This is a genomic window from Streptomyces sp. WAC05292, assembly GCF_003949955.1.
GTDB classification, from domain to species: Bacteria; Actinomycetota; Actinomycetes; order Streptomycetales; family Streptomycetaceae; genus Streptomyces; species Streptomyces globosus.
The window spans coordinates 19,742-41,188 of sequence record NZ_RPSE01000021.1 but is presented as its reverse complement, the minus strand read 5'-3'; the positions used below and the strand labels follow the sequence as shown (position 1 = coordinate 41,188).

At 71.9% G+C, this 21,447-nt stretch carries 19 protein-coding genes and 1 pseudogene; 2 read left to right on the top strand and 18 right to left on the bottom strand.

Translation table 11 applies throughout. The annotated features are described in order from the left end of the window. Nucleotides 1-949, top strand: a 949-nt coding sequence (locus tag EF903_RS04830) for a pseudouridine synthase (RefSeq protein WP_125541329.1), incomplete at its 5' end; no start/stop codon positions are given. Here EF903_RS04830 and EF903_RS04825 read toward each other — a convergent pair. The 13 genes and pseudogenes from EF903_RS04825 to EF903_RS04765 all read right to left on the bottom strand — a co-directional run bounded on the left by EF903_RS04825 (nt 946) and on the right by EF903_RS04765 (nt 14,080). Further along, complete coding sequence (locus EF903_RS04825; protein WP_125541328.1) at nt 946-1,635, bottom strand: TetR/AcrR family transcriptional regulator; 690 nt, start codon at nt 1,633-1,635, stop codon at nt 946-948. The genes EF903_RS04830 and EF903_RS04825 overlap by 4 nt on opposite strands. 90 nt (nt 1,636-1,725) lie before the next feature. Next, on the bottom strand, nt 1,726-4,563 hold the full coding sequence (locus tag EF903_RS04820) for an RNA helicase (RefSeq protein WP_125541331.1): 2,838 nt from the start codon (nt 4,561-4,563) through the stop codon (nt 1,726-1,728). Nucleotides 4,564-4,654: 91 nt separating this feature from the next. Next, complete coding sequence (locus tag EF903_RS04815) at nt 4,655-5,542, bottom strand: diacylglycerol kinase (protein ID WP_125541327.1); 888 nt, start codon at nt 5,540-5,542, stop codon at nt 4,655-4,657. A 17-nt stretch (nt 5,543-5,559) separates the two neighbouring features. Continuing rightward, a complete protein-coding gene (gene tatC / locus EF903_RS04810; protein ID WP_125541326.1) occupies nt 5,560-6,525 on the bottom strand; it encodes a twin-arginine translocase subunit TatC in 966 nt (321 codons plus the stop codon). A gap of 78 nt (nt 6,526-6,603) precedes the next feature. Next, entirely contained in the window at nt 6,604-6,888 is a 285-nt protein-coding gene (tatA, locus tag EF903_RS04805) for a Sec-independent protein translocase subunit TatA (RefSeq protein ID WP_125541325.1), read from the bottom strand. Nucleotides 6,889-7,098: 210 nt separating this feature from the next. Next, entirely contained in the window at nt 7,099-7,299 is a 201-nt protein-coding gene (locus tag EF903_RS04800) for a hypothetical protein (RefSeq protein WP_125541324.1), read from the bottom strand. Nucleotides 7,300-7,326: 27 nt separating this feature from the next. After that, nucleotides 7,327-7,602 (bottom strand): hypothetical protein, encoded by a 276-nt coding sequence (locus tag EF903_RS04795; RefSeq protein WP_125541323.1) that lies wholly within the window; start codon nt 7,600-7,602, stop codon nt 7,327-7,329. A gap of 87 nt (nt 7,603-7,689) precedes the next feature. Further along, nucleotides 7,690-8,658 (bottom strand): YafY family protein, encoded by a 969-nt coding sequence (locus EF903_RS04790; protein ID WP_125541322.1) that lies wholly within the window; start codon nt 8,656-8,658, stop codon nt 7,690-7,692. 160 nt (nt 8,659-8,818) lie between these two features. Beyond that, nucleotides 8,819-9,775, bottom strand: a complete 957-nt coding sequence (locus EF903_RS04785) for a YafY family protein (protein ID WP_125541321.1) — start codon at nt 9,773-9,775, stop codon at nt 8,819-8,821. A gap of 137 nt (nt 9,776-9,912) precedes the next feature. After that, the gene (locus tag EF903_RS04780) at nt 9,913-10,290 is read right to left on the bottom strand and encodes an FKBP-type peptidyl-prolyl cis-trans isomerase (protein ID WP_114056878.1); all 378 of its coding nucleotides are present in this window, start codon (nt 10,288-10,290) and stop codon (nt 9,913-9,915) included. A gap of 66 nt (nt 10,291-10,356) precedes the next feature. Continuing rightward, nucleotides 10,357-11,307, bottom strand: coding sequence for an FKBP-type peptidyl-prolyl cis-trans isomerase (locus tag EF903_RS04775; RefSeq protein ID WP_125541320.1), 951 nt, complete (start codon nt 11,305-11,307; stop codon nt 10,357-10,359). 102 nt (nt 11,308-11,409) lie between these two features. Continuing rightward, on the bottom strand, nt 11,410-12,771 hold the full coding sequence (gene pafA, locus EF903_RS04770; protein ID WP_125541319.1) for a Pup--protein ligase: 1,362 nt from the start codon (nt 12,769-12,771) through the stop codon (nt 11,410-11,412). A gap of 9 nt (nt 12,772-12,780) precedes the next feature. Then, nucleotides 12,781-14,080 (bottom strand): annotated as a pseudogene (locus tag EF903_RS04765) (MFS transporter). A 136-nt stretch (nt 14,081-14,216) separates the two neighbouring features. Here EF903_RS04765 and EF903_RS04760 point away from each other — a divergent pair. Beyond that, entirely contained in the window at nt 14,217-15,224 is a 1,008-nt protein-coding gene (locus tag EF903_RS04760) for a LacI family DNA-binding transcriptional regulator (protein WP_125541317.1), read from the top strand. Between the two features lie 110 nt (nt 15,225-15,334). Here the strand turns inward: EF903_RS04760 and prcA are convergent, their stop codons facing one another. The 5 genes from prcA to arc all read right to left on the bottom strand — a co-directional run bounded on the left by prcA (nt 15,335) and on the right by arc (nt 21,204). Continuing rightward, a complete protein-coding gene (gene prcA / locus EF903_RS04755; RefSeq protein WP_125541316.1) occupies nt 15,335-16,099 on the bottom strand; it encodes a proteasome subunit alpha in 765 nt (254 codons plus the stop codon). Between the two features lie 46 nt (nt 16,100-16,145). Further along, entirely contained in the window at nt 16,146-16,985 is an 840-nt protein-coding gene (gene prcB, locus EF903_RS04750; RefSeq protein WP_125541315.1) for a proteasome subunit beta, read from the bottom strand. Between the two features lie 273 nt (nt 16,986-17,258). Beyond that, entirely contained in the window at nt 17,259-17,471 is a 213-nt protein-coding gene (locus tag EF903_RS04740) for a ubiquitin-like protein Pup (RefSeq protein ID WP_042803062.1), read from the bottom strand. Between the two features lie 205 nt (nt 17,472-17,676). Further along, nucleotides 17,677-19,188 (bottom strand): depupylase/deamidase Dop, encoded by a 1,512-nt coding sequence (gene dop, locus EF903_RS04735; protein WP_125541314.1) that lies wholly within the window; start codon nt 19,186-19,188, stop codon nt 17,677-17,679. Between the two features lie 249 nt (nt 19,189-19,437). Then, nucleotides 19,438-21,204 carry a proteasome ATPase gene (arc, locus tag EF903_RS04730; RefSeq protein ID WP_125541313.1) on the bottom strand — a complete coding sequence of 589 codons (1,767 nt, stop codon included), beginning with the start codon at nt 21,202-21,204 and terminating at the stop codon, nt 19,438-19,440. Nucleotides 21,205-21,447: the final 243 nt, after the last annotated feature.

Here is a 21,447-nt window from a genome sequence, read left to right as displayed (position 1 = left end):
CCCCCAGGTCGCCGGCATCGACCCCGTCCGGCTGCGGCTGCCCGCCGACCGCGAGGGCCGGTGGCCCGACCTCGGCAGCTACCTCGCCGAGCGGTACGCCGGCACCCGCGGCGCCGAATCCGTGGCCCGGCTGCTGGCCGCCGGGCGGATCCTCGGCGCGGGCGGGCGCGTCCTGCGCGCCGGCGACCCGTACGAGCCGCACTCCCACCTGTGGTTCCACCGGGACATGGACCCCGAGCCGGTGGTGCCGTTCCCGATCGGTATCGTCCACCGCGACGCGCACCTGCTGGTCGTCGACAAGCCGCACTTCCTCGCGACCACCCCGCGCGGCAGCCACATCGTGCAGACCGCCCTGGCCCGGCTCCGCGCCGAGCTCGACCTGCCCGAGCTGAGCCCGGCGCACCGGCTGGACCGGCTCACCGCGGGTCTGGTGATGTTCAGCATCCGCCCCCAGGACCGCGGCGCCTACCAGCAGCTGTTCGCCGAGCGGCGCGTCCGCAAGGGGTACGAGGCCCTCGCCGTGCACGACCCTGCCGTGGAGCTGCCCCGCACGGTCCGCTCCCGCATCGAGAAGGTCCGCGGGGTCATCGGCGCGAGCGAGGTCCCCGGCGAGCCGAACGCCGAGAGCACCGTCGAACTCACCGCCACCCGCGGCGGGCTCGGCCGCTACCGGCTCACCCCGCACACCGGCCGCACCCACCAGCTGCGCGTCCACATGAACGCCCTGGGCCTGCCGATCCTCGGCGACCCGGTGTACCCGCGGATCACCGACCCCGCGCCGGACGACTTCCGCCGCCCCCTGCAACTCCTGGCCCGTACCCTGGCGTTCACCGACCCGGTCACCGGCGCCGTCCACCGCTTCGAGAGCGGGCTGCGCCTCACCGCATGGGACGACCGCGCCGCCTGGGAAACCGGAGCCGGCGGCACCGCCCCGGGGCAGCCGGCCTAAGCCGGGACGCCCGCACCGGCCTCCGCCCGGTCCCCCTCGCGCTCCGCACCGGCGATCCGCAGCGCGGCGTCCGCGACGGCCTCCGCGAAGGCCGCCACCGGGCGGGCCGGGTCCGACCGGCGGATCAGCATGGCGCCCTCGACCAGCCCGAAGACGAGGTCCCCCCGCAGGGCCAGGGCCGCCCGGTCCGCGGCGAGTTCGGCGCCGGCCGGAGTCGCGGCGAGCAGCGACCCGTAGGCCTCGCGCAGCTCCGCGCGCATCCGCCGGAAGCGTGCGAACCGCGATCCGGCCACCTCGGGCAGCAGGTAGAGGGCACCGAGGTGGTACGGGCCCCCGCACAGCAGGAGCACGTCCGAGCGGCACAGCTCCCACAGCCGCTCCGCGGCGGGCCGGGCGCGGTCCGCGAGGAGCGGCCGGGCCAGCCGCAGCGAGGGGGCGACCGTCGACTCCAGCAGTTCGGCGAGGAGTTCCTCCTTGCCGCCGAAGTAGTGGTAGAGCGTCGCCTGGCGCAGTCCGGCCCGTTCGGCCACCGTCCGGGTGGTGGTGGCCGCGTACCCGCGGACGGTGAACAACTCGGCCGCCGCGCACAGCAGTTCCTCGCGCGGCGGCCGCCCCGTGTGCGGTCTTCGCCGGTCCGCGCGCGGCCGGCCGACCCGTTTCGGCCCCTCGCCGATCGCCCTGGTCATGGCCCGATCGTCGCACGGGGCCGCCCCGGAACGATCACGGCAGGAGATCAGATCCCGCCACGTCCGCTTCGGAGGAAGCCCCAAAGGGGTCTATCCGACCGAGCTGTAGGCCACTACACCCCGCAGCAGTGCGTCGACGGCCTTGCGGGCGTTGCGCGCGACGGTGCTGCCGCCCTGTCCGGCGGGCGGCGCCGCCGCGGCGATCTGCCCGAGGACGTCGATGACCTGCTTGCACCAGCGCACGAAGTCGCCGGCCGGCATGTCGGCCTCGCGCAGCACCTCGTCCAGGCTCCGGTCGGACGCCCACTGGTACGCGGCCCACGCGAAGCCCAGGTCGGGCTCGCGCTGGCCGACGCCCTCGGCCTGGTTGATGCGGTGCTCCTCCTCCAGCGCGTCGAGCCGGCCCCAGATGCGGACCATCTCGCCGAGCGCGGCCTTCGCGGCCCCGCCCGGGACCTTCGGGGCGACCGCGTCGTCGGACTGCCGGGCCTCGAAGACCAGCGCCGAGACGCAGGCAGCCAGCTCCGCGGGGGTCAGGCCCTCCCACACGCCGGCGCGGAGGCACTCGGAGGCGAGCAGGTCGAGTTCGCCGTAGAGCCGGGCCAGGCGCTTGCCGTGCTCGGTCACCTCGTCCTCGCGCAGGTAGTCGAGTTCCGTCAGGAGCGCGTGGATGCGGTCGAAGGTGCGGGCGATGGTGTTCGTGCGGCCCTCGATGCGCCGCTCCAGGGCCTTGGTGTCACGGGCCAGCCGCAGGTAGCGCTCGGCCCAGCGGGCGTGGTCCTCGCGCTCGTCGCAGCCGTGGCAGGGGTGTGCCCGCAGTGCGGCGCGCAGCCGCGTGATCTCGCGGTCGTCGGCGGCGGCGGAGCGGCCGCGGCGGCTTCGCTCGACGGTGACGTGCCCGGCCTTGGCGCGCAGCGCGGACGCCAGGTCCCTGCGGGACTGCGGGGAGCGGGGGTTGAAGGTCCGCGGGATCCGCATCCGGTCGATGGGCTCGACGGGGACGGGGAAGTCGATGGAGGCGAGCCGCTTGACCTGCCGCTCGGCGGTCAGGACGAGCGGGCGCGGCCCTTCGGCGTACTCGTGGCCGCGGTGCCCGTGGACCCGCCCGGCCGGAACGCCCGGGTCGAGGACGAGGGCGAGCCCCGCGAACTTGCCGGTCGGGACGTGGATGACGTCGCCCGGCTTGAGCCGCTCCAGGGAGGAAGCCGCCTGTGCGCGGCGCTGGGCCGCGCCCTGCTTGGCGAGTTCCGTCTCGCGGTCCTTCAGGTCGCGGCGCAGCTGCGCGTACTCCTCGAAGTTCCCGAGGTGGCAGGTCATGCCCTCCCGGTAGCCGTCGAGGCCCTCCTCGTTGCGCTGGACCTGGCGGGAGATCCCGACGACGGAGCGGTCGGCCTGGAACTGCGCGAACGAGGTCTCCAGGAGCTCCCGCGAGCGGTGCCGGCCGAACTGCTGCACGAGGTTGACGGCCATGTTGTACGACGGCTTGAAGCTGGAGCGCAGCGGGTACGTGCGGGTGCCGGCGAGGCCGGCGAGCTGGGCGGGGTCCATGCCGCGCTGCCAGAGCACGACGGCGTGGCCCTCGACGTCGATGCCGCGGCGGCCGGCGCGGCCGGTCAGCTGGGTGTACTCGCCGGGGGTGATGTCGGCGTGCTGCTCGCCGTTCCACTTGACGAGCTTTTCCAGGATGACCGTGCGGGCGGGCATGTTGATGCCGAGTGCGAGGGTCTCGGTGGCGAAGACGACCTTGACCAGGCCTCGGGTGAAGAGCTCCTCCACGACCTCCTTGAAGGTGGGGAGCATGCCGGCGTGGTGGGCGGCGATGCCGCGCTCCAGGCCTTCGAGCCATTCGTAGTAGCCGAGGACGTGCAGGTCTTCGGCGGGGATGGAGGCGGTCCGCTCCTCGACGAGGGTGCGGACCTTCAGGCGGGCGGCCTCGTCGTTCAGGCGGAGTCCGGCGAAGAGGCACTGCTGGACGGCGGCTTCGCAGCCGGCGCGGCTGAAGATGAAGTTGATGGCGGGGAGCAGGCCGTCGCCGTCGAGGCGGGCGATGACCTCGGGGCGGCCGGGAGTCCAGATGCGGCTGCGGGAGCGCCGTTCGCGCTCGCGGTCGGCTTCGCGGACCATCTTGCCGCGGCGCCGGTCCCGCGGGTTGTAGGTGCGGCTGTTCTCCTCGCGCGCCATGCGGAGCAGGTCGGGGTTGACCTCGCGGCGGGCGGAGCCGCGGCCGCCGTGGTCGGTCTCCTCCTCGAAGAGGTCGTAGATGCGGCGGCCGGCCATGACGTGCTGCCACAGCGGGACGGGCCGCTCCTCGGAGACGATCACCTCGGTGTCGCCGCGGACGGTGTCGAGCCAGTCGCCGAACTCCTCCGCGTTGGAGACGGTGGCGGAGAGGGAGACGAGGGTCACCGACTCGGGGAGGTGGATGATGACCTCCTCCCAGACCGCGCCGCGGAACCGGTCGGAGAGGTAGTGGACCTCGTCCATGACGACGTAGCCGAGGCCGAGCAGCGACTGGGAGCCCGCGTACAGCATGTTGCGGAGCACCTCGGTCGTCATGACGACCACGGGCGCTTCGGAGTTGACGCTGTTGTCGCCGGTGAGCAGGCCGACCTTGTCGGCGCCGTAGCGCTTGACGAGGTCCGTGTACTTCTGGTTCGACAGCGCCTTGATCGGCGTCGTGTAGAAGCACTTGCGGCCCTGCCGCAGGGCCAGGTGGACGGCGAACTCGCCGACGATGGTCTTGCCGGAGCCTGTGGGGGCGGCGACCAGCACGCCCTTGCCGGCTTCCAGCGCCTTGCAGGCGTCGACCTGGTAGCCGTCCAGGTCGAAGTCGTACAGCTCGCGGAAGGGGGCCAGCGCGGTGGCCTCTTCGGCGGCGCGGATCCGGGCGGCGGCGTACCGCTCGGCGGGTGAGAGTTCCTCGGTCATCTTGTAGTCGAGCCTACCCGTCGCCTCGGACAACAGTCGCGATCTTTATGCCCGCTCCGGGGCCTCCCGCACCCTCGGCGGCGGGCCCCGGTCACACGAGGACGCGGACGGCTCCGGGGACGCAGGCGGCGGTCACGGGGAGCGGGGCGACGGGCTCGCCGTCGGCCCAGGCGGTCAGCCCCGGGGACTCCAGCGTGACCTTGGCCGCGCGGTGGACGGTGACGGCGGGGTGGCCGAGGTGGGTGCCCCGGTAGACCTTGGGGAAGACGGTGAGGAGGGTGGTGCGGCTGCAGTCGCCGACGACCACGACGTCGAAGAGCCCGTCGTCGGGGGCGGCGTCGGCGCAGATCCGCATCCCGCCGCCGTAGGAGGGCCCGTTGCCGACGGCGACGAGGGTGGCCTCGGTCTCCAGGGCGGGGCCGTCGTCGAGGGTGATCCGGTACGGGAACGGCCGGAAGGCGGCCAGCTCGGCCAGCATGGCGAGGTCGTACTTGAAGCGGCCGGCGGGCAGCCGCATCCGGTTGCCGCGGTCGTTGACCCGCGAGTCGAAGCCGGAGCACAGCACCGTGCCGAACCAGGTGCCGGCGGCCCGGCCCAGGTCGATCTCGCGGAAGCGGCTCCCCTTGAGCGCCTCGGCGGCCAGCCGGCCCGCGCGGGCGGGCTCGCGGACGGGGAGCCCGAGGGAGCGGGCGAAGTCGTTGCCGGTCCCGACCGCGACGACGCCGAGCGGGACGAGCGTCCCGGCGAGGGCCTGCAGGGCGAGCGAGACCACGCCGTCGCCGCCGACGGCGACCACCGCTCCGGTGCCGCCGCGGACGGCGGTGCGCAGCCGGGCCAGGGCGTCCCCGGCGTCGGTGCCGACGACCGTGCGGACGTGGAACCCCGCGGCTCGGAGCGCGGCGGCGGCCGGCTGCGCGGCGTGCCCGCCCCGGCCGCGGCCCGCGGCCGGGTTGACGAAGAGGGTGATCTCGGCGGTCACCCCGGTGAATGTACCTGTCAGGTCGCGTCGTCGTAACCGTTGACCCGGCGGGTGCCACCGTCGGCCTGCTCGGGCAGGGCGGCCGGGGCCGGGACCGCTTCGACGGCGCCGATCGGGGCGGGGGTCAGGTCCAGGTCGGCGGCCTCGTCGTCGGAGAGCCGCGCGTTGGGGTCGTTGCGGCGCCGCCTGCGGTCGTTGACCAGGCAGACGCCGAGCGCGAGGAAGTACAGGGCGACGATCGGCGCGGCGAGGGAGAGCATGGTGAGCGGGTCGCCGGTGGGCGTCGCGAACGCGGCGAACACCGTGATGCCGAGGATCATGCCGCGCCACCAGCCGGCGAGGCGCTTGGCGGTGACGACGCCGGTGAAGTTCAGCAGGATCAGCAGCAGCGGCAGCTCGAAGGCGAGGCCGAAGACGATGACCATGCGGGTGACCAGGTCGAGGTAGTCGTCGACCGGGAGCAGGTTGCGGGCGTGCTCGGGGGTGAAGTCGAGGAGGATCGTCGCGGTCTGCGGGAGCAGGCGGTAGGCGAGGACGGCGCCGGCGCCGAAGAGCGGCGCGCCGAGGGCGACGAAGCCCATCGCGTACTTCTTCTCGTGGCTGTGCAGGCCGGGTGCGACGAACGCCCACAGCTGGTACAGCCAGACCGGGGCGGAGAGCACCACGCCGGCCATGAGGGAGACCTTGAGGGCGATGGAGATGGGGGCGATGAGGCCGTTGACCGTCATGTCGGCGCAGGGCCGGCCGTTGCGCTGCGAGACCACGCCGTTGGTGCAGCCGACGGAGTCCAGCATCGGCTTCAGCAGGAAGTCGATGACGTCCTTGTAGAAGAAGGCCGCCGCGATGGTGATCACGAGGATCGCCAGGACCGACTTCAGCAGGCGGTTTCTCAGCTCACGCAGGTGCTCGACCAGCGGCATGCGCCCTTCGGCGTCCTTGGCCTGCTTGTCCTGCTTCTCCTGCTTGCGGGCAGACTTGAGCAACCCACGTCCCTCGTCTCGCATCGATGACCGTTGTCCCGTGATCGCGGCCCGGTCGTGACCGCGGCCGGTTCCGGGGAATCAGCCCTGGGCGGTGTGGTTCGGCTCGCCGACGGGACGGGAGCTGGTCACGTCGCCGGGCGCGGCCTTGATGGTGCGCGGGGCGGCCTGCTGCGGCGCCGGGTCGGCGGTGCGCGCGGCGTCGTCGGCGGCGTTCTCGTTCTTCATGGCCTTGGCCTCGCTCTTGAGGATGCGGGCCGACTTGCCGAGCGAGCGGGCCATCTCGGGAAGCTTCTTCGCGCCGAACAGCAGGACGATGACAGCGATGATCAGAAGGATCTCGAGGGGCTTCAGATTGCCGATCATGTGTGTCTTCCTTCTCACCGGACGGCTGGTTGTGGTCGGGCGGACGCGCAGGGTGATCCGACACGGCCGCTGCAAGGATCGTAACCCCCTGGGGTTAACGTCCGGCAATCCCCCGGCGTATCCCGTCTTGCGCACCGCCCCGACGGACGGTACGGGCTGATCCGTGCATGCCAGAGGCCCTCCGGCGTCCGGCCGTGCGCCGCCCGCCGGTCAGCGGCCCGCCGTCCGACCCGCCCGGGCCAGGTCGGAGGCCGCCTGCTCCAGGTCCCCGGAGGCCTCGGCGATGCGGCGGCTGGCCAGGGCGACCTGGCCGGAGAGCCGGCGCACCTCGGCGAAGACCCGCAGGGCCATCACGGCGAGGACGGTGAGCCCGAGGAATCCCAGGGCGATTGCGAGCATCGGCCACAGCATGGGGACGAGCCTAGGCCACCGGCGGCGTCACACGCTGCGCAGGGTGCTCACGCCGCCGCCGGTCAGGAGCTCGACGATCCGCTCCCCGGCCGGCTTGCGCACGGTCGACCCGCACCGGGGGCAGGTGAAGGAGTAGAACGTGGTCCGCCGGCTGCCGCCGATGACCAGCCGCAGGGCGGCCGCGTCCAGCTCGAAGCGGGCCCGGCACTCGGTGCAGGCCGCCTTGAACGCGACCGGTCCGGCCGCCGCGGCGGACCGGCCCGGCGACCCGGCACCCGCGTGCCCGCCCCTCGGCCCAGACATTGGCGACATCCTCGGCGCTCCCCTCACCCGTACGTCTTCACTGCACTGCGGCCCCACCGCCCGCGCCGCCGCGCGGCGCGATGCGGCTCAGGCCGGTTCGCCGTAGCCGGCGAGCGCCTCGCGGGCCGCCTGCCGGGCGCTGTCGGCGAGGGCCTCCGGCGACACGATCCGGCCGTCGCGGCCGAGGCGCAGCGCGAGGCGGCGCAGCGAGGCCGGGTCGGGGCTGCGCAGGGTGATGCGCAGGCCGCCGTCGGGCAGCTCCTCGGCGCTGTCGTGGGGGTAGTACTCGGCGACCCAGCGGCCGGCCGGACCGACCTCGACGACGACCTCGGGGTCCTCTGCGGCCGGCTGCACCAGCCCGACGGACAGGTCGCGCGGCTCGATGGCGGGCGGCTCGGAGCGCTTGTCGAGGAGGCGGATCTCGGCCACCCGGTCGAGGCGGAAGGTGCGGCGCGCCTCCGAGAGGTGGCACCAGCCCTCCATGTACGTGTGCCCCACGGCGAAGAGCCGGATCGGGTCGACGGTGCGCTCGGTGAGCTCGTCGCGGGCGGGCGAGTAGTAGCGCAGCCAGAGCCGGCGGCGCTCGGAGATGGCGCGGTCGACGTCCGCGAAGACGCCGCCCTCGGCCTCGAAGGTCACCGAGAGCCGGGAGCTGGCCCCGGCGGCCTCGCCGGCCGCGGCCTCCAGCTTGGCGGTGGCGCGTAGCAGGGCGTCGCGGTCGCTCTCGCGCAGGCCGGGCAGGGTGGCGACGGCGCGGGCCGCGACGAGCAGGGCGGTCGCCTCGTCGGCGGCGAGGCGCAGCGGCTCGGCGGTGGACTCGCCGGAGGCGTCGGCGTTGTGCCACCAGATGCGCTCGCCGTCGGTGTCGATGTCGAGGAGGTCGCCGCCGCGGAAGCTGGTCCCGCACATGGGCAGCACGTCGAGGTCCGAGATCAGCTCGTCCTCGGTGATGCCGAAGGCGCGGGCGACGTCGGCGACGTGCGCTCCGGGGCGCTCGCGCAGGTAGGTCACCAGGGACAGCATCCGGCGGGTCTGGTCGATGGCGTTGGCGGCCATGCTGGTAGGTCTCCCCCTCAGGGCACCCGCGGGAGGCGGGGTGCGGTGTGCGTACGGTGCGGGCGCGGGTGGCGGCCGGTGCGGCGGCCCGGCGCGCAGGCGGTGCGGGCTCCTCGGCGCGGCCGGACGGATCGGCCGGCCGCGGACGGACGGGCGGTTCTCAGCCCGCGGCGACCGCGCGGAGCCGGTCCACGACGTCGGCCCGCAGGTCGGCCGGCTCCACCACCACGACGTCCGGCCCGAATTCGACGAGCCAGGCGTCGAGCCCGTGCCCGTACGGAATCTCCAGCTCGTCCCAGCCGTCGGCGCCCTCACGGACGGCGGTGGCCTTCGCCCGCAGCGGGTAGCCGGCGCCCGCCCGGAGCCGGATGACGGCGGACCGCTCCGCGCTCTCCCCCGCCCAGGCGGCCACGGTCTCGCGCACGGTGACCACGTCGGGCACGTCGGCGGTGTACCTGCCGGCCCGGGAGCGGACCTTGCCGGTGATGCGGGAGAGCCGGAAGACCCGCTCCGCACCGCGGTCGCGGTCGTGTCCGGCGAGGTACCAGTGGCCGCGCCAGCATTCGAGCGCCCAGGGCTCCACCTGCCGGGTCTCGGGCCGGGCGGCGGTGGACTTGCGGTAGTCGAAGACGACGGGCCGGCGGTCGCGGCAGGCCAGCATGAGCGGCTCGAACGCCGCCTCGTGGACCGGGATGCGCGGCTCGATGGCGCTGTGCTGCCCCTCGAAGGGGTTGTCCGCCTCGGGCATGCCGCCCGCGCGCAGCTTCTGCAGCGCGCCGCTGGCGGCGCCGGCGAGGCGGGCCTGCTGCCACACCTTGGCGGCCAGGCCCAGGGCGGCGGCCTCCTCCGCGTCCAGGGAGACCGGCGGGAGGCGGTTGCTGTCGCGGCGCGCCAGGTAGCCGGTCTCGCCGTCGAGGTTCTCCACGGTCTCGATGACCAGGCCGAGTTCGCGCAGATCGTCCTTGTCCCGCTCGAACATGCGGTTGAAGGACTCGTCGTTGCCCGCTTCCATGTACGCCTCGATGGAACCGCGGAGCTCGCGCTTGCTCAGCGGCCGACGGGTCCCCAACAGGCACAGCGCCAGGTTCATCAGCCGCTCGGCCTTGGCAATCGCCATCGACGCCCTTCCGCCCTTCTCCTGCTCCCGCGTGGTGCGGGTTCCGTGACCGTTGACCGTACCGCCCCGGCGCTCCCCGGCAAAAGCGAGGGCCCCCGCCTCGCGGCGGGGGCCCCTGCTGTGCTGCGGGTGACGGGTCAGACGCCCATCAGGTCGCAGACGAAGATCAGCGTCTCGCCCGGCTTGATGGCCGGGGTCGGGCTGTGGTCGCCGTAGGCGAGGTGGGCGGGGATCGTCAGCTTGCGGCGGCCGCCGACCTTCATGCCCTCGACGCCCTTGTCCCAGCCCTTGATGACCTGGCCGATGCCCAGGATGAACTGGAGCGGGGCGCCGCGGTTCCAGGAGGCGTCGAACTCCTCGCCGGTGGAGAAGGCGACGCCCACGTAGTGCACGGAGACCTTGGAACCGGCCGTGGCCACGGCGCCGTCGCCCTCCCAGATGTCCTCGATCACGAGGTCGGCCGGGGCCGGGCCCTCGGGGAAGTCGATCTCGGGCTTCTCGAGCTTGTCGCTCACGGAACTGCTCCTCAAAACGGTGAACGGGCCCCTCCAGCGGTGGCTGGAGGGACAACCGGGACAGTCTTACATCACTGTGAGGATGTCGAGGCTGAAGACGAGCGTCGAGTTCGCGGGGATCGTGCCCTGCTGCTTGTCGCCGAAGCCCTGGTCCGGCGGGATGACGAGGAGGATGCGGCTGCCGACCTTCTTGCCGACCAGGCCCTCCTTCAGGCCCTTGACGGAGATGTCGCCGATGGGCCACGTCACGGTCTGGTCGAGGGCGTACGTGCTCTCGAAGGTCTTGTCGTCCTTCCACGTCTTGCCGTGGAACTTGACGACGACGCTGTCGGAGTCCTTGACGGCCGGGCCGTCGCCTTCCAGCACGTAGTTGGAGACCAGCTTGGCCGGCGGCTCGGCGTCCTTCGGGACGGCCACGGAGACTTCCTTGCCGTCCGTGTTGGTGCCGATCTGCGGCAGGGCCTTGTCGCCCTGGGGGACCTCCTTGCCGGCGGCGGAGGCCGGGATGCTGGTGCCCTTGACGATGTCCACGACGAAGACGAGCGTGGCGCCGCCCTTGATCTTGGGCGGGGAGCCCTTCTCGCCGTAGCCGAGGTCCGGCGGGATGACCAGTTCGAGGCGGCTCCCGACCTTGCGGCCCTCCAGGCCCTGGTCCCAGCCCTTGATGACGGCGCCCGCGCCGATCGTCACCTCGAAGGGCTTGCCCTTGCCGAAGCTCTGGTCGAACGGCTCGGTGCCGTCCCAGACCTGGCCGAGGTAGTTGACCTGGGCGACGTCGCCCTTCTTCAGCGCGGGGCCGGTGCCCTCGCTGATGGTCTCCACCTTCAGTTCCTTCGGCGGCTGGCCCTCGCCCTTGGAGAGGGTCGGGGTCTCACCGAACTTGGCGCCCTTGGTGATCGCGGGCACCCCGTTCTTCATCTCGGCCTTGGTGTCGGCGGAGTCGGAGCCGCTGTCGCCACAGGCTGCTGTCGACAGCAGCAGAAGGGGTACGACCAGCAGGCCGGCAAGTCGGCGCACGTGTTCCTCAGATCTCAGACGGCAACGGTCGTCGCCACTCTAAGGCGTGCGCGGGGCCCCGTACGAGATCCGTACGGGGCCCCGGGCCGGATCGGTGGTACGTCACATACCGGCGATCAGCTTCTCGACGCGGTCGTCGACCGCCCGGAACGGGTCCTTGCACAGCACGGTCCGCTGCGCCTGGTCGTTCAGCTTCAGGTGCACCCAGTCCACCGTGAAGTCGCGCCGCTGCTCCTGCGCCCGGCGGATGAAGTCGCCGCGCAGCCGCGCCCTCGTGGTCTGCGGGGGAACCGACTTCCCCTCGAAGATCTTGAGGTCGTTGCAGATCCGCGCCGCCTGCCCCTTGCGCTCCAGCAGGTAGTACAGGCCGCGCCGGCGGTGGATGTCGTGGTAGGCGAGGTCTATCTGCGCCACCCGCGGGTTCGACATGGTCATGCCGTGCTTGGCGCGGTAGCGCTCGATCAGCTGGTGCTTCATGACCCAGTCGATCTCCGTCGCGATCCGGCCCAGCTCCTGCTGCTCGATCGCGTCCAGCGTGCGGCCCCAGAGCTCCAGCACCTGGTCCACCGTGCCGGTGCGGATCCCGCGGCGCTCGGCGAAGTCCACCGCCTTGTCGTAGTACTCGCGCTGGATCTCCAGGGCGGAGGCCTCGCGGCCGCTCGCCAGCCGCACCTTGCGCTGGCCGGTGGTGTCGTGGCTGACCTCGCGGATCGCCCGGATCGGGTTCTCCAGGGTCAGGTCCCGCATCACCGTGCCCGCCTCGATCATGCGCAGCACCAGGTCGGTGGAGCCGACCTTGAGCAGCATGGTCGTCTCGGACATGTTCGAGTCGCCGACGATCACGTGCAGGCGGCGGTAGCGCTCGGCGTCCGCGTGCGGCTCGTCGCGGGTGTTGATGATGGGGCGCGAGCGCGTCGTGGCGGAGCTGACGCCCTCCCAGATGTGCTCGGCCCGCTGGCTGACGCAGTACACCGCGCCCCGCGGCGTCTGGAGCACCTTGCCCGCCCCGCAGATCAGCTGCCGCGTGACCAGGAACGGAATCAGGATGTCCGCGAGGCGGGAGAATTCCCCGTGCCGCGCCACCAGATAGTTTTCGTGGCAGCCGTACGAGTTCCCCGCCGAGTCCGTGTTGTTCTTGAAGAGGTAGACGTCGCCTGCGATTCCCTCCTCGTGCAGACGGCGCTCGGCGTCGACGAGGAGGCCCTCGAGAATGCGCTCGCCGGCCTTGTCGTGGGTGACCAGTTCGGTCACGTTGTCGCATTCAGGAGTTGCATATTCCGGATGCGATCCCACGTCGAGGTACAGGCGGGCGCCGTTCCGCAGGAAGACATTGCTGCTGCGGCCCCATGACACGACACGGCGGAAGAGGTAGCGCGCCACTTCGTCAGGAGACAGTCGGCGCTGTCCCCTGAACGTGCACGTGACGCCGTACTCGTTCTCCAGCCCGAAAATGCGGCGGTCCATGACTGAACATTACGCCTCTGGACCTCTCCTGAAACCGGGTTCGAGAACGCCGTTTCGATCAATTGTCGACGAGCAGCGCCCCGCCGGCCCCCTTGACGGGCTCCGCGGAGCCCGTCACGGTCCGGGACCGGCCCGGCGCGGACAGGATCCGCTGAGTGGCCGTCAGCACCGCCAGAGCGGCGACGCCGGCCCCGCAGGCGACCGCGAACCCGGACGTCACCCCGCCCAGTTCCACGGCCGGACCGGCCGCCGCCGTGCCCGCCGCCGCGCCCACGCCGAAGAAGGTCACCAGCCAGGAGAAGGCCTCCGTCACCGTGCCCGCCGGGGCGTGCCGGTCGACGACGATGAACGCGCAGGCGATGGTCGGCGCAAGGAAGACGCCCGCCAGGGCCGTGAGCGCCGTCATGGCCACCGGGCCCGGGGTCAGCAGCAGCGGCAGGTAGCCCAGCGCGAGGAAGGCCACCAGCCACAGCAGCCGCCGCTCGGCCGGGCCGCTCCACTGCCGCGCCCCGTATGCGACGCCGCCGAGCAGGGCGCCCAGGCCCAGGGCGGCCATCAGCCAGCCGTAGACGCCCTGGCCGCCGTGGCCGTCGGCGTACGCCATGGCGGCCACCGTGATGGAGCCGAGGGCCGTGCCGACGAAGAAGAAGGCGCCGAGCAGCGCCAGCAGGCCCCGGGAGCGCAGGGCGCCCAGCCAGTGGGCCTCGCGGGGCTCGGAGCGCCAGGTGCGGGAGGGCTCGCTGAGCACGACGGAGAGGGCCCCGAGAACACCGAGGGCGTTGATGACCAGCAGGGCCCCGGCCGGGCTCCACAGGGCCACGGACAGCGTGACCAGGAGCGGACCGACCGTGTACATGACCTCCTGCGCGACGGCGTCCAGGGCGTACGCGGCGTGCACGCGGTCCTCGCGGCCGCCGAGCACCGAGGGCCACAGGGCTCGCAGGCCGCCTTCCAGCGGCGGGGTGAAGAAGCCGGCGACCACGACGGCGCCGTACGCGACCGCGGCCGAGCCGGTGCCGGCAAGGGCCAGCCAGGCAGTGCCCAGCGCGGAGACCACGGCGGCGGGCAACTGCACGCGGGGCTGCCCGAAGAGGTCGACGGCCCGGCCGAGCAGGGGCTGGCCCACCGCGTTCGCGACGCCGTAGACCGCGGCGAGGGCGCCCGCGAGACTGTAGCTGCCCCCCTCGGCGCGGACGAAGAGCACGATCGCGATCGCCGCGGTGGCGTTCGGCAGGCGGCCGACGAGCGTACCCGCCAGCAGCCGCGCGGCGTGCCGGGTCCTGAGCAGCTCCGCGTATCCCGCGGCCATCTTCTGCCCCCTTCTGCCCGGATCCCGCCGGGGTAATACGTATAACTAGACGCGTCATACGTACCATGGCGGCAGCCCGCGGGTCCACCCGGTCGGCGGGCCGCACCCCGCCGACCTCGTACTCCAGGAGCTCCGTGTGACGAGACCCACCAGCCGGGACGTCGCGAGCGCGGCCGGGGTCTCCCAGGCCACCGTCTCCCTCGTCCTCGGCGGCAAGTGGCGCGGCCGCGTCTCCGAGCGCACCGCGGGACTCGTCCGCGAGGCCGCCGCCGAACTCGGCTACCGGCCCAACCTCGCCGCCCGCAACCTGCGCCTCGGCAGCACCCGCACCGCCCTGCTCGTCGTCCCTGCCCTGACCAGCGAGTTCTTCGCCCGCGTCTACACCGGCGCCGCCCGCGTCGCCTCCGAGCACGGCTTCGGCGTCGTCCTCTACCCGTCCCCCGAGGGCATCGGCCCCGCCCGCGACCCCTTCCCCTCGGCCCGGGCCGCCCTCGACGGAGTCATCGCCTCCTCCATGGCCGCCGGCGCCCTCGACGCCATCGGCGGCGCCGAGCTGCCCCTGGTCATGCTCGACAGCGACCCCTCCGGCGGCCGGGCCGCCGCCCGCGTCAACCTCGCCGTGGCCGACGGCGTCCGCCAGGTCGCCGAACACCTCCTCGGCCTCGGCCACCGCCGCTTCCTGCACTTCGCCGCGGACGTCGACAGCTGGACCTTCGACGTCCGCGCCGAGACCCTCGCCGCCCTCCTGGGCCCGCATGCCGAGCTGCGCACGGTGCGGGCCCCGCTGTCCGTCCCCGACGCCCGCACGGCCATGGAGGCCGCCCTGGCCGCCCCCGGGGAGCGCCCCACCGCCGTCGTCTGCGACGACGACCTCCTGGCCGCCGGAGCCTGCAAGGCAGCCCGCCGCCTCGGCCTGCGCGTCCCCGAGGACCTCTCCGTCACCGGCTTCGACGACCTCGCCCTCGCGACCGCCGTCGAACCGGAGCTCACCACCGTGCGGCTGCCCGCCGAGCAGGTCGGCGAACAGGGCATGTCCGCCCTCCTCGCGGTGCTGGACGGCAGCGGCTGGACCGCCCCCGACATCCCCGTCCAGCTGGTCGTACGGGGCTCCACGGCCCCGCCGCCGACTGCCGCCCGCCCCTGAGGAACGGAAGCGGGCCGCCCGGGTCCGCCCCTCCCGCGGGACGGACCCGGGCGGCCCGCGCCCGTACTGCTGTCTTCCCGCGCGACCACTCGGCCGCGGGGCCGCAACTCCTACTCCTCGGCGTCCTCGGGAGCCTCGTCGTTCGAGACGGCATCGGCCTGGGCCGCCGCCGGAACGTCCGCCTCCAGCAGCCGCGACAGCTGCCGGCCCCGGATCCGCTTGAACTTGCGCTGCTGCGAGCGGGTGCGGTCCAGCACCGCGACCTCCAGCCGCTCGGCCGGAATGGTCTTCTCGGCGCCGTTCGCCTGGCTCGACAGCGCCTGCACGGCCAGCTTCAGCGCCTCGGACAGGGTCATCCCGTCCCGGTGCCGCTGGTCGAGGAAGCCGCTGATCTGCTCCGCGTTCCCGCCGACCGCGACCGAGCCGTGCTCGTCCACGATCGAGCCGTCGTGCGGCAGCCGGTAGATCTGGTCGCCCGCGGCCGTCGTACCGACCTCGGCGACGACCAGCTCCACCTCGTACGGCTTCTCGCCGGCACTGGAGAAGATGGTGCCCAGCGTCTGCGCGTAGACGTTCGCGAGCCCACGGGCCGTCACGTCGTCGCGGTCGTACGTGTATCCGCGCAGGTCGGCGTAGCGGACGCCGCCGATCCGCAGGTTCTCGTACTCGTTGTACTTGCCGGCGGCCGCGAAGCCGATCCGGTCGTAGATCTCGCTGAACTTGTGCAGCGCGCGGGACGGGTTCTCGCCGACGAACACGATGCCGTCGGCGTACTGCAGCACGACGAGGCTGCGACCGCGGGCGATGCCCTTGCGGGCGTATTCCGCCCGGTCGGCCATCGCCTGCTGGGGAGAGACGTAGAACGGAGTCGACACCGGCTGACCGTCCCTTTCTTCTGGGCTCCTGGAGGACTGTGGCGGATCAGAGCAGGGCGGCGCGCGGGCCGTCCGGCTCCTGGAGGCGGCGGTCGGTGACCTTGCGGGCGATCTCCTGGGACTCGTCCTCGGTCAGCCGCCGGAAGCCCTCGTCGGTGATGACGGTGACGATCGGGTAGATGTTGCGGTAGAGGTCGGGGCCGCCGGTGGCCGAGTCGTCGTCGGCGGCGTCGTACAGCGCCTGGACGACCAGCGTGGTGGCCTGCTCCTCCGTCAGGTCGGGGCGGTAGAGCTTCTTCATCGAGCCCCGCGCGAAGATCGAACCGGAACCGGTCGCGGCGTACCCGTGCTCCTCGGAGCGGCCGCCGGTCACGTCGTAGGAGAAGATGCGGCCCTTCTCCTTGCCCTCGTCGTAGCCGGCGAAGAGCGGGACCACGGCCAGGCCCTGCATGGCCATGCCGAGGTTGCTGCGGATCATGGTGGAGAGCCGGTTGGCCTTGCCCTCCAGGGAGAGGGTCGTCCCCTCCACCTTCTCGAAGTGCTCCAGCTCCAGCTGGAACAGCTTGACCATCTCCACGGCCAGGCCGGCGGTGCCGGCGATGCCGACCGCGCTGTACTCGTCCGCCGGGAACACCTTCTCGATGTCCCGCTGCGCGATCATGTTGCCCATCGTCGCGCGCCGGTCGCCGGCGAGGACGACCCCGCCGGGGAAGGTGGCGGCGACGATGGTCGTGCCGTGCGGCGCCTCGACGATCCCCTCCGGGAGCTTCCGGTTGCCCGGCAGCATCTCGGGCGCCTGCGCGCCCAGGAAGTCCATGAAGGACGACGACCCCGGCGTCAGGAAGGCTGCCGGCAGACGCCCTGTGCCACGAGTGTTGGGTTCCACAGGTTTCCTTCCACGTAAGCGGCTGCACGCCTCGCGGCGTCCGGCCGACCCTTGAACTGCCCCGCTGCCGCCGTGCGGCCGGAGCGCGGTACGCCTCGGACCTTACCCGCCCGAAGATCGGGATCCACCCCGCGATCCGCTGCTCCGCACGGCAGGGGTGGCGCCGCCTGCGGTCGGACGGTGCGGGGCCGCTGCCCCGCACCGCCCGCCAAGCCGCTCGTGGTGCACTGCACCGCACACCCCCCAGACCTTCGATTCGAAGGTCAAAAGGCCTTACTGGCCACCCTTTTGCACGAAGCTTCGAACAAAGTCCTCAGCGTTCTCTTCGAGTACGTCGTCGATCTCGTCCAGCACGGAGTCGACGTCGTCGGAGAGCTTCTCCTGCCGCTCCTTGAGGTCGGACTGCGCTTCCGCGGCCTGCTCCTCGACCTCCTCGGTCGAGCGAGTGGCCTTCTGCTGTCCGCCGCCGGTGTCCTTGGTCGCCATGTCTACCTCACCCCGCTCGGTTCGCGCGCTCGTGACGAGGGACCCCGGGATCGGGATCCCTCAAGATCAGACCCTACGTCGGACCCTACAAGGCGGGCCCGGCGTTCGTCCCGGTACTTTCACAACGTCCGGGTGTCTCCATGATTCCCTGGAGCGGGGGATTTCAGCCCCCATCCGGGCCCCGGGATCACCGGGACCCGGCCGTTCAGTTCCCGCTGAGAACCCGCACCAGGTCCTCCGCCGTGCGGCAGCGGTCCAGGAGCTCCTTGACGTGCTGGCGGGTGCCCCGGAGCGGCTCCAGCGTCGGGACGCGCTGGAGGGAGTCGCGCCCCGGCAGGTCGAAGATCACCGAGTCCCAGGAGGCTGCGGCCACGTCGTCCGCGTACTGCTCCAGGCAGCGCCCCCGGAAGTAGGCCCGGGTGTCCTCCGGCGGCTTGCCGACGGCCCGCTCCACGTCCTCCTCGGACACCAGCCGCTTCATCTTCCCGCGGGCCGCCAGCCGGTTGTACAGGCCCTTCTCGGGGCGGACGTCCGCGTACTGGAGGTCGACCAGGTGCAGCCGGGCCGCGTCCCAGTCCAGCCCGTCCCGCCGGCGGTAGCCCTCCAGGATCTCCCGCTTGGCGATCCAGTCGAGCTCCCCCGAGAGGCTCATCGGGTCCCGCTCCAGGCGCCCGAGGACGTCCTCCCAGCGGGCCAGCACGTCCTTGGTCTGCTCGTCGGCATCGGCCCCGAAGCGCTCCTCGACGTACTTCCGGGCCAGCTCGAAGTACTCCATCTGCAGCTGTACGGCGGTCAGGGTGCGGCCGCTGCGCAGCGTGATCAGGTGGCGCAGGTCCGGATCGTGGGAGACCTGGTGCAGGGTGCGCACCGGCTGGTCCACGGCCAGGTCGACGGTGATGAACTGGTCCTCGATCATGGACAGGACCAGGGCCGTCGTGCCCAGCTTGAGGTAGGTGGAGATCTCGGAGAGGTTCGCGTCGCCGATGATCACGTGGAGGCGGCGGTACTTCTCCGCGTCGGAGTGCGGCTCGTCGCGGGTGTTGATGATGGGCCGCTTCAGCGTGGTCTCCAGGCCGACCTCGACCTCGAAGTAGTCCGCGCGCTGGCTGATCTGGAAGCCGTGCTCGCGGCCGTCCTGGCCGATCCCGACGCGGCCGGCGCCGGTGACCACCTGGCGGCAGACGAAGAAGGGCGTCAGGTGGCGCACGATCTCCGAGAAGGGGGTCTCCCGCTTCATCAGGTAGTTCTCGTGCGTGCCGTAGGAGGCGCCCTTGTTGTCGGTGTTGTTCTTGTAGAGGTGGATCGGCTGGGCGCCGGGCAGCTGGGCCGCCCGGACGGCCGCCTCGGCCATGATCCGCTCGCCGGCCTTGTCCCAGAGCACCGCGTCGAGCGGGCTGGTGATCTCGGGCGAGCTGTACTCGGGGTGCGCGTGGTCGACGTAGAGCCGCGCGCCGTTGGTCAGGATGACGTTGGCCAGGCCGATGTCCTCGTCGGTCAGCTGGCTGCTGTCGGCGGCCTCGCGGGCGAGGTCGAAGCCGCGGGCGTCCCGCAGCGGGTTCTCCTCCTCGAAGTCCCAGCGGGCGCGTCGCGCCCGGTGCATCGCCGCCGCGTAGGCGTTGACGATCTGGGACGAGGTGAGCATGGCATTGGCGTTCGGGTGACCGGGGACGGAGATCCCGTACTCCGTCTCGATCCCCATTACTCGCCGTACGGTCATGCGGCCCTCCTTGCCCGGCGGCGCCCCCGTTCGGGAGCGGCGCTCAAGTACCGCTGGTGGTCCGGTGCGTGTGCGGTGCCCGTCACCGCACTGCTGTTGCGGATGCGGCGGTACGGACGAGCCTAGAACCACTCCACGCCGCTCGGGAGATCATTTCCGTCATCGGCTCCGCCCTGTCACGGCTGAAAAGCGGCCGGTAACGCAGTCGGCTGCGGGTGCCCGGTGGGGGCACCCGCAGCCGCCCTCCGGTCAGAGGTACTGACCGGTGTTCGCCACCGTGTCGATGGAGCGTCCGGTGTCGGCGCCCTGCTTTCCGGTGACGAGGGTGCGGATGAAGACGATCCGCTCGCCCTTCTTGCCGGAGATCCGGGCCCAGTCGTCCGGGTTGGTCGTGTTGGGCAGGTCCTCGTTCTCCTTGAACTCGTCCACACAGGCCTGGAGGAGGTGGGCGACCCGCAGGCCCTTCTGCTGGTGCTCCAGGAAGGCCTTGATCGCCATCTTCTTGGCCCGGTCCACGATGTTCTGGATCATGGCTCCGGAGTTGAAGTCCTTGAAGTAGAGGACTTCCTTGTCGCCGTTGGCGTACGTGACCTCGAGGAAGCGGTTCTCCTCGGACTCCGCGTACATCTGCTCGACGACCGTCTGGATCATGCTGTGGACGGCGGCCTCGGGCGAGCCGGAGTGCTCGGCGAGGTCGTCGGCGTGCAGCGGCAGCGAGGCCTTGAGGTACTTCGCGAAGATGTCCCTCGCGGCCTCGGCGTCCGGGCGCTCGATCTTGATCTTCACGTCGAGGCGGCCGGGCCGCAGGATCGCCGGGTCGATCATGTCCTCGCGGTTGGAGGCGCCGATGACGATGACGTTCTCCAGGCCCTCCACGCCGTCGATCTCGGCGAGCAGCTGCGGGACGATGGTGTTCTCCACGTCCGAGCTGACGCCGGAGCCGCGGGTGCGGAAGAGGGACTCCATCTCGTCGAAGAAGACGATGACGGGGGTGCCCTCACTGGCCTTCTCGCGGGCCCGCTGGAAGACGAGGCGGATGTGCCGCTCGGTCTCGCCGACGTACTTGTTGAGGAGCTCGGGGCCCTTGATGTTCAGGAAGTAGGACTTCCCGGCGGGCTGGCCGGTCACCTCGGCGACCTTCTTGGCAAGGGAGTTGGCGACGGCCTTGGCGATGAGCGTCTTGCCGCATCCGGGCGGGCCGTAGAGCAGGATGCCCTTCGGCGGCCGCAGTTCGTGCTCCTTGAACAGGTCCGGGTGGAGGTAGGGGAGCTCGACCGCGTCGCGGATCAGCTCGATCTGGTCGCCCAGGCCGCCGATCTTGTCGTAGTCGATGTCCGGGACCTCTTCGAGGACGAGTTCCTCGACCTCGCTCTTCGGGACGACCTCGTAGACGTAGCCGGAGCGGGGTTCGAGCAGGAGGGCGTCGCCGGGGCGGATGGTGGCGTCCAGCAGCGGCTCGGCGAGCCTGACCACCCGCTCCTCGTCGGTGTGCCCGATCACCAGGGCGCGCTCGCCGTCCTCGAGGATCTCCTTGAGGGTGACGATGTCCCCGGCCCGCTCGAACTCCATGGCCTCGACCACGTTGAGGGCCTCGTTGAGCATGACCTCCTGGCCGCGCCGGAGCTCTTCCGGGTCGACGCTGGGGCTGACGTTCACGCGGAGCTTGCGGCCCCCCGTGAAGATGTCGACGGTGCCGTCCTCGTTCGCCTGGAGGAAAACACCGAATCCGGCCGGCGGCTGCGCGAGCCGGTCCACTTCCTCCTTGAGCGCCACGATCTGGTCGCGCGCTTCACGGAGCGTATTTGCCAGTCGCTCGTTTTGTGCGGAGACGCCGGCCAGGTTTGTCTGGAGCTCGACGATCCGCTCTTCGAGAATCCTCGTGTGCCGCGGAGAGTCGGCGAGCTTACGTCGCAGGACGGCGATTTCCTGCTCGAGATAGGCAACCTGGCCGGCGGGGTCATCGGACCCCCGCCCCGGCCGGATGCCGCGGTTGATGTCGTCGTCGTGGGCTGCCACGGTCCTCACCTCCTCCAAGGGGAGCTGGACGCTTCCTGACCCTACCTGGGCTGGTGGTGATTGAAACCCCTAGATCACAAAGACGGTAGGGGTGTGTCCGATCTTCACCCTTGCGTACTCCCTCACGCCAGGGAAATACCCACCCTTCAACATCGGAAAGCGGCCGGTTGTAAGGTCGAAGCGTTCAACACCCGTCAGAGCTGGCGCGACTTGCCGGCGGCATGTGGCGGGAACGGGTCACTC